Raw genomic sequence first — 12,842 nt, 5'->3', positions numbered from 1 at the left:
ACAGGCGAATTTAACCAGATGAATACATTTTAGGAGACTTTTCCAACCCAACTGTTTATAAACTTTGGAGACTCCATCACTACGGTGAGAGAAAATGGCTTTAGAGAAGCTTGGGAAGGCACTAAACACGGCCCTAAGGAAGCTCGCCCGTTCGAGCACCGTTGACGAGGCCACCATCAAGGAGGTCGTGAGAGACATCCAGAGGGCGCTCATCCAGGCGGACGTTAACGTCAGACTGGTTCTTCAGTTGACTAAAACCATAGAAAAGAGGGCACTTGAGGAGGAGCCCCCCGCGGGGGCCTCAAAGAAGGAGCATATAATCCAAATAGTCTACGAGGAGCTCACCAAGTTTCTCGGAACCGAGGCTAAGCCTCTTGAAATAAAGGAGAGGCCGACGATTCTTCTGACCGTTGGCATTCAGGGCTCCGGTAAGACCACGAGCGTTGCAAAGCTGGCGAGACACCTCCAGAAGCGCGGATATAAAGTCGGCCTTGTCTGCTCGGACACCTGGCGCCCCGGTGCTTACCACCAGCTCAAGCAGCTTGTTGAACCCTTCGGGATAGAGGTCTTCGGCGACCCCGAGGAGAAGGACGCCGTGAAACTCGCTCGGGAGGGCGTTGAATACTTCAAATCCAAGGGTGTTGACGTTATCATAGTCGACTCCGCGGGGAGGCACAAGGAAGAGAAGGGCCTCATCGAGGAGATGAAGCAGATAAGCGACGCCATAAAACCCCATGAAGTCATTCTCGTCATTGACGGAACCATCGGACAGCAGGCCCACAACCAGGCGCTGGCCTTCAAGGAGGCAACCCCGATAGGCTCGATAATAGTCACCAAACTCGACGGCTCCGCCAAGGGTGGAGGCGCCCTCTCGGCGGTGGCCGCGACCGGAGCGCCCATAAAGTTCATCGGTGTCGGTGAGAGGATAGACGACTTGGAGCCCTTCGACCCGAAACGCTTTGTTTCCAGACTGCTCGGTATGGGCGACATAGAGGGCCTTCTCCAGAAACTCGAGGAACTCCAGAAGGCGCAGGAGTTCAAGGAGGAAGACCTCGAGAAGTTCCTCAAGGGCAAGTTCAACCTCAAGGACATGTACGCCCAGCTCGAGGCGATGCAGAAGATGGGGCCGCTCAAGCAGGTCCTTCAGATGATTCCAGGGCTGGGTTATTCCCTCCCGGACGATGCGGTTAAAGTCGGCGAGGAGAAACTGAAGAGATACAGGATAATAATGGACTCCATGACGGAGGAGGAGCTGGAACACCCAGAGATAATCAACTACTCAAGGATAAAGAGGATTGCCAGAGGTTCGGGAACGAGCACAGCTGAGGTTAGGGAACTGCTCCACCAGTACAACCAGATGAGGAAGATGTTCAAGAGCATGGACAAGAGAAAGCTTTCTAAGATGGCAAGGAAATTTAACTTTGGAGGGTTTGGCATATGATAGAGGCCTTCGTGCTGGTCGTTGTTAGGCCCGGAAGTGAGGAGAAAGTCTACAACGCCCTGGCAAAAGAGGGGAAGATAAAGGAAATATACAGGGTATACGGGGAATACGACATCATACTCCGCGTGGAGGTCGAGAATATCCACGAGCTTGACAAATTCCACGACGAAGTGCTGAGGAGGGTGAGCAACATAGAGGTCACTGAAACACTAATAGCCAGCTCCTTCAGGGGGTGAATATTTGGAGAAGAGGTGGGTCGCCAGGATTCACCTCGACACCCTCGAAGTCGAGTACGACCCTTCTTTTAAATTTAAGTGCATCGAAAACTGTGGGAAATGCTGCTATGAGCTTGAGATACCGGTTAGGGATGAGGACATAGCCAGAATAGAGGAGCTGGGCTACAACGCCTGGGAATTCGTTGATTATGAGAAGATGTTCTACCGCGGAGACAAGTTTCTGAGCTACGCCCTCAAAAAGCGCCCCTTCGACGGTGGCTGTGTTTTTCTCGACCCCGAGACCAAAAGATGCAGGATATACGAGAAGAGGCCCCTCGCCTGCAGACTCTATCCCTTCGTCTTCGTGAAGCAGGGAAACCTCATGGAGGTTTACGTCAAGATGGATTCCTTCTGCCCTGGCATCAACCATCCCGATGGGGAGCCTATAACCAAGGAGTTCTTGCTACACGAGTACGGGGATCTCATAGAGTCCTACCACAGAAAAGTTGTGAAGAGCCGGGAGTGACCGAAACGTATTTAAACATTTTTTTGTTAATTTTTGGCCACCGGAGGTGAGAGAATGAGTCAGCTAAAGTCGGTCCAGGAAAAGCTCAGACTCGTCAGGGTGCTCAGACTACTCAAGAAGAGCTACACCTACGAGGAGCTGTCCAAAATAACCGGCCTCCCCATCACGGTGCTCAACAGGTACGTGAGGGGGAAGGTTCTGCCCAGTGCGGATAGAACCAAGGAACTTCTTGAGCTACTCCTTCCCTACATCAACATAGAGGAGGAGGTTAGAAAGAGGATAAAATTCGATGAGTACGGGTTCTTCGACAACATGCCCGTCCTCAGCGACACGGCTCTGATGAGCCTCATAGCAGAGGACGTTGCGAGCAGGTACCTGGACAAGAACGTGGACAAGGTGCTCACCGCGGCAACTGACGGAATCGCCCTTGGTGTCCACGTTGCCAGGGAGCTCAGCGTTGATGTCGTTTACGCCAAGAAGAAAAAGGAAGTCGGAGTCGAGAAGTTCTACGAGGTCAGCTACGTGCCGAGCGCCTCTGGAAGCGTGACAACTCTCTATCTGCCACAGTGGGCACTCAAAAAGGGCGAAAACGTCCTTATCGTTGACGACGTAATCAGAAGCGGTGAAACCCAGAGAGCTCTACTTGAGATGTGCAGAAGGGCCGGAGCGAAACCAGTTGGCATGTTCTTCCTCATAAGCGTCGGCGATGTCATAGACCACTTAAAGAAGGACTACAGCATTCCCGTCGAGAGCCTTATCAGACTGGAGTGATGCGGATGAAGGTGTTCATCTACAACGCCGATGGCCTCACGATACCGGTGGAGGTCGAGCTCGGCCTCCCCTTCAAATTCGTCTGTAGTGAGGAGGAGTGCGGCAGGAAGGTCGTGATAGAGGGCGTGGTCAGACTGGCAAACGAGGAGGAGTTTACAGAGGTCCTTGAGAGCACAATAGCCAAGAACTCGGACTTCAAAAAGATACGCGAGATAACCGCCAGGATGCTCGTATTCGAGGGAAGAGTCAACGGGAAAGAGGTAAAGCTTCCGGTTGAGAGCTTTGATGACTTTGCCAAGCGCTTCTTGGACGAGGTTCTAGTCCTCCGTTAGTTTAAGCCTCAGATCTTCCTTCACAACCTGCATCGCCACGCTCGTGTTCGTTTTTTCCACCCCTTCCAGCGAGAGGAGCCACTTGACAAAGCGGTTCATATCAGCCCTGTCCTTGAACTTGGCAACCACGACTATGTCGAACTCCCCCGTTATGTCGTAGACCATTATCACCCGGTTGCTCTGGGCTATTTCTCGCTCTATCTCAACTATCCTCCTGCCCTGGGCTTTGACCCCTATGACTGTAGTGAGGCCGAAGCCAAGCTTCTCGTAGTCAAGAATGGGCGCAAAACCCTTTATTATCCCCTCCTCTTCCATCCTCTTGATACGGTTATACACTGTTCCAACCGCTACCTTCAATTCGCGGGCTATCTCGCGATAAGAGAGCCTAGCGTTCTCCTGGAGCAGAGAGAGTATCCTAAGGTCCAGCTCGTCCACCATTCTCACCACCGGGAAGAATACACCGTAAACTTTAAATACCCTTCCCTTGGAGGGAATAGCGGGCAGTGGACCGGTAGCCTAGCTAGGATAGGGCGGCGGCCTCCTAAGCCGCAGGTCCGGGGTTCAAATCCCCGCCGGTCCGCCATAGAAACTTTTGTCAAAGAACGTTGTCTGGCAAGGATTCATCAAAAGGCTGCGGCTCGTTTTAGGGTTTCCTGGGGGTATGGGATTGTTATTATAAATGCCGTTTGACATCAAAACAGGCAAACCCTCAACACTGAAGCTCGAAAAGTATTCTCACCCAAACTTCGGGCCTCAAGTTTACAATCTAACTCGTATTGTAGTTTTGTAAGGAGGCACCAAAAAACCCAAAGAAACTCCAGGAGGTGAGATAAATGGTGGAGGACGCCATCCTTCTCTACCTAGTAAGCATGAACGTAGAGGTGAGGCACAGGAAAAAGAAGGGCTTTGCTCAATTCTGAAGTTACCTCTCGACCCAAAACATTTAAATATCCTACCTCTTTTAGTATATTTTGGTAAGAAAAAACTGGAGGTGGGAGGATGGTGTACGTTGCGGTTCTGGCAAACGTAAACGGCAACCTCCCAGCCCTTGCAAAGGCTCTTGAAAAGATAGAGACCCTCAAAGAGGAGGGCTACGAAATTGAAAAGTACTACATCCTTGGAAACGTGGTTGGCCTGTTCCCGTATCCGAGAGAGGTCCTGGATGCCCTGGACGACCTTATAAGGAACAACCGTGTTAAGGTCATCCGCGGTGAGTTCGACCAGGTTATAGCAGAAAGCGATCCACATAGTGAGGGGCCGGACTACATCGATCGCGTGAACTACCCAGAATATATAAAGCGGGCCCTGAAGTACACGTGGGAAAAGCTCGATCACGATGGCAGGGAGTTTATACGTGACCTTCCAGTTTATCTAGTCGACAGGGTTGGAAAGAACGACATTTTTGGTGTTTACGGAAGCCCACTCGATCCCTTCGGAGGCATCGTTCTCCCGGAACAGCCGACGAGCTACTACGAGACAATAATGCGTTCAGTGAAAGACTACGAGATACTCTTCGTGGCATCACCGAGGTATCCGGTCAACGCCATGACCCGCTACGGAAGGATTATCTGCCCCGGAAGCATAGGTTTTCCACCCGGAAGGGAGCACAAGGCAACGTTTGCGCTGGTTGATGTCGATACACTCCACACAAAGTTCATAGAGGTTGACTACGACAAGAAGCTCATAGAGGATAGGATACGCGGGGAAGGCCTTCCCGGGGAGCTCGTCAGGATCCTCTACCACGGAAGGATTTGAGGAGGTCTATCCCCTCCATTATTTCCCCTCTCTCGTAGACAAGAAAAAGCAAGAAACCAGCAAGAAGGACATACTTCGACAGGAACACTAGGGACTGAAGAAGCAACACCAAGGCCAGGGGGGAGTATATTCTGGGGGATATATCCAGAAGGGCTCTTGCATAGTGGGCCACGCCCAGGAGTATGATAGTATAGCCAATTACCAAGCCAGTTATCACCCCAATGGCCCCAAACGCTGGTATAAGATAGAACCACGCGAGAAGAGCCACCAAGGCTCCAAAGAGCGCCACAAACGTCCCCCTCTTAACATAGGCTGTTGAGTTCAGGGCGACTATGCTGGGGTTGTAGGTTATGTAAATTTCCACAGCCATGAGGGCAAGGTAGAATGCAGGGCCTACATCGAAGCCGAATATTGCCGAGAGAACCTCCCTGCCCAGAATCATTAGGACAAATACTGCAGAGCCTGTGGCAAGTATCAAAAAGGCCGTTGTCTTCTCGGCAAGGAGTCTAACATAGTCACCCTCGTTTCTGCCGTATTTGTACGAGAAGATGGGCATTATGGAAGACTGGAGAACCTGGGGTAGGTACGTTAGGAGAAAAGCCGCGGAGAGTATTGCCGATACCACTCCCGCAACTTCGGGGCTGGACAGGTACTCACTCATGAAATAGGGAGCCTGTATCAGGAAAACGCCTGATAGGGTTCCTAGGAATGCGAAGGAGGAATACGAGAGGAGTAGGTTCATTTCGCTTTTTCGGGGTTTTCCGACGAAATCAAACCTCGCCAGATAGGCAACGGAGAAAACCGCTATCAGTCCCAGGAAGAGCAGGTACGGGGCAAAGATGTCGGGAAGCAAAAACCCCACCAGAAAGCCCACGAAAGCCAAGGTTATTATGTACGCGTAATGTTCTCCCCTATGGATGCCGTAGAGGAAGTTTCTAAGGGTCAGCTGGATTCCCCGGAGCGTTGCGAGGGCTCCCAGGTAAAGATTTACTGGAATGAGGAGCAGGCCGGCCAGTGGGAGAAGAAACGAAGGGAGTGTTATGGAGCGTATTGCATCCTCCCTCTCACTACCCAAGAACTCAGAGGCGTATTTGCCGAGAGCTACTGCGAAAAAGCTCAGGGGTATAGCAACAAAGAAGGCCTTTGAGATAAGAGAATTCGCCATCCCCAGCGCCTCAAGGCCAAAACGCCTCGCGATCACCACACTGTACAGAAACCTGGTTAGCCCGGTGAGGGCTAGGGCAATCACCGATGCCAGTGAATGGCGTAGGATGACCCGGCGCTCGTAGCTCATGGGTGGAGAAAGAAGAGGAAAAATTTAACCTTTTTGGAAGCCGATATAGAACCCGGCTATGAATGCCCCCGTACCAGGTAGAATGCCGAGTACTTTTTGACCAAGGGTTGCAATCTGAGTCGTTAAATCGCCAGCAAGGTTGAACAGTTTATCTGTGTTTATTGTTATCACTCCCTTCTGCTGAAGCCAGAAGAGACTGAGCAAATAGGCACCTATTAAAGCCATCGCCAGTTTCATCACTTTCTTTAAGGCAAACCCCGTTAGGAAACCCGCTATCCCTCCAACCCCTACGTCACCAACCATTGCGCTTAGGTTTAACTCCATAGTACGCTCACCTGCATAATACTAACCTCCCTAGGATAAAACGTTTTTGCCAAAACGTTTAAATTACACGACTTCAAAATATTTCCAAAGCATAAAAGTAGGTGTGAGACCATGACGACCCCAATGGAGAGGCTCAAGAACAAGATAACGAAAGAGGTTCTGTGGCTCTACATCCTGAGGCTCCTGAAAGAGAGACCCATGTATGCGTATGAGCTCAAGGAGAGGATAAGGGAAGCCTTCAACTTCGAGCCTGCGACGGTTAGCTCGTACGTCGTCCTCTACAAGCTGGAGAAGGATGGCTACGTTACCGCGGAGTGGCAGGAGAGCGAAACGGGGAAGCCGTCGAGGAAGTACTACAGGCTCACCCCGGAGGGTGAGAAGCTCTTCGAGGAAGGGATAGCCTTTCTTGAGGACATGCTCTCGAAGCTCAAGGAGTGAATTTCTCCAAACTTTCTCTGTTTAATAATGCGTAGAAAAGTGCAAAAGAGAAACCCTTGAGGGCTAAAGCCCTCAGCGTCCCATTCCACCGCGCGGCTCTCTTGCCTTCGGGCGGAGACCCTTGTAGCCGCACTTTCTGCACTTCTTGGCCTTCCACGGGTTGGTAGCGCCACAGCGCATGCAGATGTACTTCCTAAAGATTCTGGCCTCAGCCTCTGGGAATCTCGCCATCGTGATCACCTCATGATCTTAATCCAACACACCTATCCCCATAGACTTTTAAAGCTTTGGTGCGGGGGACGGGATTCGAACCCGCGCAGCCCTGCGGCAGCGGATCTTAAGTCCGCCCCCTTTGGCCAGGCTCGGGCACCCCCGCGCGAGGGAGAGTAAAGCGAGGGAAATTAAAAGCTTTCCCCTCAGGTTCTGATGATCCTCATCTCAAAGTCTTCAACAGGAACCTTGAAGTCCTCCCTGCTCTCTATCTCCTTCCTGTTGTAGAGTATCTCCCTCGCGAGGATCCAGTAGATGAGAGCCAAAGCTTTCCTACCCTTGTTGTTGGTCGGAATTGCAACATCGACGTAGCTGAGGAAGTTCTCGGTATCGACGAGGGCAACTATTGGGATTCCTATCTCGATGGCCTCCTTCATGGCCTGGTGATCGGCCCTCGGGTCGGTGACTATGAGGACGTCCGGCTCCATGAAGTTCTTGACCTTCGGATTGGTCATGGTTCCCGGCAGGAAACGGCCCGGAATGGCTCTGGCACCGGTGACATCGCCGAATTTCTTGACAGGCTTCTGACCGTAGAGCCTGACGCTAACGGCCAGGATGTTCGCCGGGTCGAACTTGGCCAGGAACTTGCCGGCAACCCTAAGCCTCTCGTCGGTCTTCCTGACATCAAGAACATAGAGACCGTCCTGCCTAACGCGGTAGATGAACTTCTTCATGTCCTGGGTCTTCTGCTGGGTTCCGATGTGGACACCGGCGGCAAGGTACTGGTCGAGTGGAACAAGGTATTCCTCCATTCTTCACACCTCCTCATCCTTCAAAGGTTATTATCCTACCCCTTTCACCCAAATCTTCGGCTATTCTTATCAGCTCATTCAGCTTGGCGATGGAGTTCGAGCGGAGCACCATCGCCGGGCAGCGCAGACCCACCGCAAGGTGGGCCAATGCCTCATCGGAGGACTCGTAGCGAGCCTCCGCGAGGATGGGGGTTATCCTCTCCGACTTTGCGTCGTTCACGAGATTGTATAAGTCGGTGAGCGTGCCTAGGTTTATAGGCTTTATCGACAGGGCGTTGTAGTAGCGCCTGTCCAGTATGTCCTTCTCGCGGAAGAGGTGCTCGCCGTCAACGAACACCTCGTGGGTGCCAGCGATTAGCTCAAGGAACAGCTCCTCGTCGCCGAGGGGCCTTATGTAGGCCACGTTGTTGTCCTCGACTACGGAGAGCACTTCCTCCATGTCCATTGGAACCTTCTGCACAAGGCCGAGAGCAACCTCGAGGCCGAGTTCGTCGGTTGCCTTCTCAGTGGCCTTCGAGAAGGCCTCCACAGTACCGGCCCCTGCATGCTCAAGCACCCTGTTAACCGCATCAACCACGTCGGTTATCTCCATGAGGTCCCTGACCATCACATAGTAATCGAAGGCCTCACCACTCGCTATTTCCAGTATGGGGACAGGCAACTCGGTGGTGAATGTGCCGCCGATGTAGCTGTATAGGGGCATCCTCTTGACGCTCGCCGCGGCTTTGGCGACCGCTATCGAGACGGCCAAAGCCGTGTTGGCCCCGATGTGGCTGAAGTCCTCGGTGCCGTCTATCTCCCAGAGGTAGCTGTCTATGAGTTCCTGCTCGCTGGCATCGAAGCCTATCAGCTCGGGCCCGATTATCTCGTCAACTTCGCTCACGGCGCGGTGAGCCTCGGCTATGTAAAGGCTCGGGTTCTCGTCTATTGGGGATGCAAATCTTCCAAAGCCCGAGCTCGTTATGACGTCTACCTCGACGGAATACTTGCCCCCCTTGAGCACCGCGACCCTGCCGATTACGTTCTCTATCACGGTCATCTTTCATCAGCTCGGCCTGATTACGGTGAGGGGGATTATTCCCTTCTCAAACTCAAGTAGCGCGGCGTCGAGCGGCGTGATTCCTTCCGGGACGTCGATGAGTATGGGCGCACCCATTGCTATCTGGAGGGCCCTTGCTCCAATTATACGGGCCTTTTCAAACCTCGTGTACCTGAACATTCCAACCACCCGTGCAAATTTTGGTGGGGCCGCCGGGATTTGAACCCGGGTCTCCGGCACCCCAAGCCGGGAGGATAGACCAAGCTACCCCACGGCCCCCCAGAAATGTGGTTTTTCAGTATACCCTGTATACCATTACCTGATCGATGAGCTCGACGTGGCTCAGCAGGGTTCTCCTGCAGCAGTACCTCTCGATCCCGAGGTCGTCGAGGACCTTTTCGGGATCCTCGCCCTTCTCAACTCGGGCCTTGAATTCGTAGTATTTGTCCCCTATGACCTTTCCACACGTGAAGCACCTGACGGGAACTATCACCCGTATCACCTTCTCGAATGAATATTAAAGGAAAGCTATCAGCGGTAGGACTTCTGCCTCTTGGCGCGCGGACCCTTGGTTGAGCGGTTGGGCTTGTGCGGCTCGGTACGCCTGCTGTCCCCGACGAGCATGGTTCTGTCGTACTTCATAAACTTTTCCTTGAGGCTCACGTCGTTGGTCCACTCGACTAAAGCGCGAGCTATGGCGACACGTGCAGCCTCGGCCTGTCCCATGAAGCCTCCGCCCTCGACCTTAACGTCGATATCAACCTTGCTCACTATCTCCTCACCGGCAAGGACGAGCGGCTCCATGATGGTGAAGCGCGCGATTTCCGGCTCGATTATCTCAACTGGCTTGTGGTTGATCCTGACTCTGCCCTTTCCTTCCCGTATTGTGGCCCTCGCAATGGCCGTCTTCCTCTTACCAGCAGTCTGGATGACCTTCATTTTCTCTCACCTCAGAACTTTCCACCGAGGAACTTGGCAACCTCGCCAACGGTAACGTACTTCGGAGTTGCGAGCCTTGACATGTGGGCCTCGATTATGGTCTCAAGCTCCCTGCCCTCGAACTCCTTCGGAACGCCGACATAGACCTTGAGCCTCTTGAAGGCCTTCCTCCCGCGGTCGGTCTTCCATGGAAGCATTCCCCTGATGGTTCTCCTGACGATCTCATCGCTCCTCTTTGGATAGAACGGACCCCTCCTCGGGTTGGTCCTGGTTCTCAGCTCGGTCCTCTGCTTGTACTTAGCGAAGATGTCCTCGCGGTTTCCGGTGATGATGGCCTTGTCGGCGTTGACTATGATGACTTCCTCGCCCTCAAGGAGCATCTTGGCGACCTTCGAGGCGAGCCTTCCGAGTATGAGTCCTTCAGCGTTAATTATCCTCATGGCCCATCACTCCATTATGATTACTCCACTACCCTTAGGGTTCCTCTCGATGAGCTCCTCAATCGTGAGGACCTCTCCACCGGCCTCGACTATCTTCCTCTTGGCCGTCTCGCTGAACTTCCAGGCGGCAACGGTGACCTTGTGCTCAAGCTTTCCTGCACCGAGGACGCTTCCGGGGACGATGACGGTGTCACCATCCTTAGTGTAGCGGTTGATCCTGCTAACGTTGACCTCAGCCCTCTGCCTCCTGGGCCTCTCAAGGCGCCAGGCTATGTCTTTCCATATCTTAACCCCTTCCTCGTTAGACTTCTTTCTGAGGTAGCGGATGAGCCTCCTCAGATTGATGTCAGTGGGTCCGGTTCTCTTGACCATGAACATACCTCCTTAACGCTCTCTCGCAGGTGGGAAACCGACAGGTCCAACGGGGTGAGCGTAAATACTGGTGCGGGGGCGGGGATTTGAACCCCGGAACCCCTACGGGACGGGACCCTGAATCCCGCGCCTTTGACCAGGCTCGGCAACCCCCGCGTCAGTCGGACGCTAATTTATGGAGTTCGCTTATAAATCTATCGCTCTTCCGCATGAGGATTTTGAGGGCTATGGCCACGATTTCCTCAACGGGGAGCTCTCCGTTGGTCTCGACGGTAAACACGAACGTTCTCGGAACTACCTCCTCCCTTATCTTATCGCCCTGGTAGGCCTCGAACTTCCTCGGGAGGTAGAAGGCCTTCGTGGTAGTGATGATGAGCTCCTCCTCGGTCTCATCAACCGGAAGACCACGCCTCTCGGCAAGCTTTTTGAGCTCTTCCCACTCCGGGACTTCTTTGCTCACGTGGATCTTCGTCAGGTACTTGTAGTAGACGAAGCCCGGTTGCCACTTGGCGTGATCCTTTCCGCGACCGAGTTTTGCGTAGGCGTTGAGGGTTAGCCTCTGTCCTTCCGCCAGTTTGACTATAGGTATGTCGGGGTTGGCGGGCTTTACCCCTTCGTCGTCGCTCTTCAGATCGCCGGAGTAGACCATTCCCGGCCCCTCAGCCTCAAGGGAGAGTGTGACGGTGTAGTCATCCAGCTCAAGTGAGTCAAGCGAGAACCTCTCAACCGGGGTGGTGAGCGGAATCATCGCCAGCCTGTGGGCAATTATCTCGTCAAAAAGTGCTGAATCGTTCTCAAAGAACTCGACCTCGTCAACGGCGAAGGTGGGAACCTCTGCAAGGATGGTTCTCCTCAGGGCGTTGGCGAAGGGAACGTCAACTCCCTCGATGATGAACTTAATCGAGTCCTCCCTTCTCTCAAGAATCTGAAACTTTGGCTCCATCGGCATCACCAAAAAAGAAGTTGTTGGGAGTCAGACACGCCTGCCCCTTCTTCCGCCCTTCGGCCTGGTGCCGTCGTGCGGAATCGGGGTGACGTCCTCAACCCTCCCTATCCTGAGGCCTGCCCTAGCGAGGGCACGTATAGCCGCCTGGGCACCCGGTCCGGGGCTCTTGCTCTTGCTTCCTCCCGGAGCGCGAACCTTGATGTGAACACCGACGAAGCCCTTCTCCATGGCCTCCTCTGCGGCCCTTCTAGCGGCGATCATGGCCGCGTATGGGGATGGCTCGTCCCTGTCTGCCTTGACGACCATACCACCGCTCCACCTGCTGACCGTCTCGGCCCCGGTGAGGTCGGTGATGTGGATGATGGTGTTGTTGTAAGAGGAGTATATGTGGGCAACTCCCCACTTCTCCTTCTTCTTAAGGTTAACCTGCTGAGTCTCCTCGCTCATGCCTCACCACCCTGCTTGGCCTGTTCAATAACCATCCTCTCGGGGTGGCTCTCCTTGGCGAAAGGAGAGGTCTTCGAGTAGGTTATAGCGTCTTCCTCCTCCCTGAGGACGAGGTATCCCGGGGAGCGGATGATCTGTCCGTTGACCTCGATGTGGCCGTGGACTATGAGCTGCCTGGCCTGCCTGATGGTCCTGGCAAGGCCCTTCTTGTATACCAGGGTCTGAAGGCGCCTGTCAAGGACGTCCTCGATGGTTAGCGAGAGAACGTCATCAAGCACTGCATCGGCCGGAAGGAGGCCAAGCCTGTTGAGCCTCTGGAGGAGCTGGGCCCTCTCAACCTCCGCCTGCTTGCCGCGGGCAGCTAGTAGGCGCCTGGCCCTACGCCTGAACTCTTTGAGCTGGGTCTCGTGGCGCCAGAGCTCCTTCTTGTTCTTGAGGGCGTACTTCCTCATGAGGACTCTCTCACGGTCGAGCCTCTCCTTAATCCAGGGGTGAGAGGGAGTCTCGTACCTCTTCCTCTGTCTCTTAGGGTCTCCCATCT

The 12,842-nt window shown here is 53.6% G+C and carries 21 protein-coding genes and 4 tRNA genes; 8 read left to right on the top strand and 17 right to left on the bottom strand.

From position 1 onward, the window contains the following. The first annotated feature begins 94 nt into the window (after window positions 1-94). Genes E3E25_RS01975 through E3E25_RS01955 form a run of 5 tightly spaced genes read left to right on the top strand, consistent with a single transcriptional unit; the run spans window position 95 to window position 3,285 of the window. Complete coding sequence (locus tag E3E25_RS01975) at window positions 95-1,441, top strand: signal recognition particle protein Srp54 (RefSeq protein WP_167891607.1); 1,347 nt, start codon at window positions 95-97, stop codon at window positions 1,439-1,441. Beyond that, window positions 1,438-1,677: an Lrp/AsnC family transcriptional regulator gene (locus E3E25_RS01970; RefSeq protein ID WP_167891606.1), complete on the top strand. Its 240-nt coding sequence runs from the start codon at window positions 1,438-1,440 to the stop codon at window positions 1,675-1,677. The genes E3E25_RS01975 and E3E25_RS01970 overlap by 4 nt, the downstream gene beginning before the upstream one ends. 4 nt (window positions 1,678-1,681) lie before the next feature. Next, window positions 1,682-2,182, top strand: a complete 501-nt coding sequence (locus E3E25_RS01965) for a YkgJ family cysteine cluster protein (protein ID WP_167891605.1) — start codon at window positions 1,682-1,684, stop codon at window positions 2,180-2,182. Window positions 2,183-2,236: 54 nt separating this feature from the next. Beyond that, window positions 2,237-2,953: a phosphoribosyltransferase family protein gene (locus E3E25_RS01960; protein ID WP_167891604.1), complete on the top strand. Its 717-nt coding sequence runs from the start codon at window positions 2,237-2,239 to the stop codon at window positions 2,951-2,953. A 5-nt stretch (window positions 2,954-2,958) separates the two neighbouring features. Beyond that, window positions 2,959-3,285 (top strand): hypothetical protein, encoded by a 327-nt coding sequence (locus E3E25_RS01955; RefSeq protein WP_167892598.1) that lies wholly within the window; start codon window positions 2,959-2,961, stop codon window positions 3,283-3,285. Here E3E25_RS01955 and E3E25_RS01950 read toward each other — a convergent pair. Beyond that, complete coding sequence (locus E3E25_RS01950; protein ID WP_206204638.1) at window positions 3,271-3,723, bottom strand: Lrp/AsnC family transcriptional regulator; 453 nt, start codon at window positions 3,721-3,723, stop codon at window positions 3,271-3,273. The two genes, E3E25_RS01955 and E3E25_RS01950, sit on opposite strands and share 15 nt — an antisense overlap. Window positions 3,724-3,790: 67 nt before the next feature. Here E3E25_RS01950 and E3E25_RS01945 point away from each other — a divergent pair. Next, a tRNA-Arg gene (locus E3E25_RS01945) sits at window positions 3,791-3,868 on the top strand. A gap of 416 nt (window positions 3,869-4,284) precedes the next feature. Next, the gene (locus E3E25_RS01940) at window positions 4,285-5,040 is read left to right on the top strand and encodes a metallophosphoesterase (protein ID WP_167891603.1); all 756 of its coding nucleotides are present in this window, start codon (window positions 4,285-4,287) and stop codon (window positions 5,038-5,040) included. Here the strand turns inward: E3E25_RS01940 and E3E25_RS01935 are convergent. Continuing rightward, window positions 5,012-6,334: a lipopolysaccharide biosynthesis protein gene (locus E3E25_RS01935; protein WP_167891602.1), complete on the bottom strand. Its 1,323-nt coding sequence runs from the start codon at window positions 6,332-6,334 to the stop codon at window positions 5,012-5,014. The genes E3E25_RS01940 and E3E25_RS01935 overlap by 29 nt on opposite strands. A gap of 24 nt (window positions 6,335-6,358) precedes the next feature. Then, window positions 6,359-6,658, bottom strand: a complete 300-nt coding sequence (locus E3E25_RS01930) for an FUN14 domain-containing protein (RefSeq protein ID WP_167891601.1) — start codon at window positions 6,656-6,658, stop codon at window positions 6,359-6,361. Window positions 6,659-6,769: 111 nt separating this feature from the next. Between E3E25_RS01930 and E3E25_RS01925 the strand changes: the two genes are divergently transcribed. Then, the gene (locus tag E3E25_RS01925) at window positions 6,770-7,096 is read left to right on the top strand and encodes a PadR family transcriptional regulator (RefSeq protein WP_088179880.1); all 327 of its coding nucleotides are present in this window, start codon (window positions 6,770-6,772) and stop codon (window positions 7,094-7,096) included. 72 nt (window positions 7,097-7,168) lie between these two features. Here the strand turns inward: E3E25_RS01925 and E3E25_RS01920 are convergent, their stop codons facing one another. The 14 genes from E3E25_RS01920 to E3E25_RS01855 form a co-directional block, all read right to left on the bottom strand. After that, window positions 7,169-7,327 (bottom strand): 50S ribosomal protein L40e, encoded by a 159-nt coding sequence (locus tag E3E25_RS01920; RefSeq protein WP_012571071.1) that lies wholly within the window; start codon window positions 7,325-7,327, stop codon window positions 7,169-7,171. 57 nt (window positions 7,328-7,384) lie between these two features. After that, window positions 7,385-7,472, bottom strand: a tRNA-Leu gene (locus E3E25_RS01915). 40 nt (window positions 7,473-7,512) lie between these two features. After that, window positions 7,513-8,118 carry a 30S ribosomal protein S2 gene (rpsB, locus tag E3E25_RS01910; protein WP_167891600.1) on the bottom strand — a complete coding sequence of 202 codons (606 nt, stop codon included), beginning with the start codon at window positions 8,116-8,118 and terminating at the stop codon, window positions 7,513-7,515. 13 nt (window positions 8,119-8,131) lie between these two features. Continuing rightward, on the bottom strand, window positions 8,132-9,157 hold the full coding sequence (locus tag E3E25_RS01905; RefSeq protein WP_167891599.1) for a hypothetical protein: 1,026 nt from the start codon (window positions 9,155-9,157) through the stop codon (window positions 8,132-8,134). A 6-nt stretch (window positions 9,158-9,163) separates the two neighbouring features. Further along, entirely contained in the window at window positions 9,164-9,337 is a 174-nt protein-coding gene (locus E3E25_RS01900) for a DNA-directed RNA polymerase subunit K (protein ID WP_055430129.1), read from the bottom strand. 21 nt (window positions 9,338-9,358) lie between these two features. Then, window positions 9,359-9,436: transfer RNA gene (locus E3E25_RS01895), tRNA-Pro, on the bottom strand. 16 nt (window positions 9,437-9,452) lie between these two features. Continuing rightward, the gene (locus tag E3E25_RS01890) at window positions 9,453-9,650 is read right to left on the bottom strand and encodes a DNA-directed RNA polymerase subunit N (RefSeq protein ID WP_055430130.1); all 198 of its coding nucleotides are present in this window, start codon (window positions 9,648-9,650) and stop codon (window positions 9,453-9,455) included. Between the two features lie 38 nt (window positions 9,651-9,688). Further along, on the bottom strand, window positions 9,689-10,096 hold the full coding sequence (locus tag E3E25_RS01885; RefSeq protein ID WP_167891598.1) for a 30S ribosomal protein S9: 408 nt from the start codon (window positions 10,094-10,096) through the stop codon (window positions 9,689-9,691). Between the two features lie 11 nt (window positions 10,097-10,107). Continuing rightward, window positions 10,108-10,536, bottom strand: coding sequence for a 50S ribosomal protein L13 (rplM, locus tag E3E25_RS01880; RefSeq protein ID WP_167891597.1), 429 nt, complete (start codon window positions 10,534-10,536; stop codon window positions 10,108-10,110). Between the two features lie 6 nt (window positions 10,537-10,542). After that, the gene (locus E3E25_RS01875) at window positions 10,543-10,908 is read right to left on the bottom strand and encodes a 50S ribosomal protein L18e (RefSeq protein WP_055430133.1); all 366 of its coding nucleotides are present in this window, start codon (window positions 10,906-10,908) and stop codon (window positions 10,543-10,545) included. A gap of 68 nt (window positions 10,909-10,976) precedes the next feature. Then, window positions 10,977-11,064, bottom strand: a tRNA-Leu gene (locus E3E25_RS01870). Window position 11,065: 1 nt separating this feature from the next. Then, on the bottom strand, window positions 11,066-11,851 hold the full coding sequence (locus E3E25_RS01865; RefSeq protein ID WP_167892596.1) for a DNA-directed RNA polymerase subunit D: 786 nt from the start codon (window positions 11,849-11,851) through the stop codon (window positions 11,066-11,068). Between the two features lie 30 nt (window positions 11,852-11,881). Then, window positions 11,882-12,301 carry a 30S ribosomal protein S11 gene (locus E3E25_RS01860; protein WP_167891596.1) on the bottom strand — a complete coding sequence of 140 codons (420 nt, stop codon included), beginning with the start codon at window positions 12,299-12,301 and terminating at the stop codon, window positions 11,882-11,884. After that, a complete protein-coding gene (locus tag E3E25_RS01855) occupies window positions 12,298-12,840 on the bottom strand; it encodes a 30S ribosomal protein S4 (protein ID WP_167891595.1) in 543 nt (180 codons plus the stop codon). Before E3E25_RS01855 ends, E3E25_RS01860 begins: the two co-directional genes overlap by 4 nt. Window positions 12,841-12,842 lie beyond the last annotated feature (2 nt).

It is taken from the genome of Thermococcus sp. MAR1 (assembly GCF_012027305.1).
Lineage (GTDB): Archaea > Methanobacteriota_B > Thermococci > Thermococcales > Thermococcaceae > Thermococcus.
The sequence above is the reverse complement of the archived record's forward strand: the minus strand, read 5'-3'. Positions and strand labels throughout refer to the sequence as shown.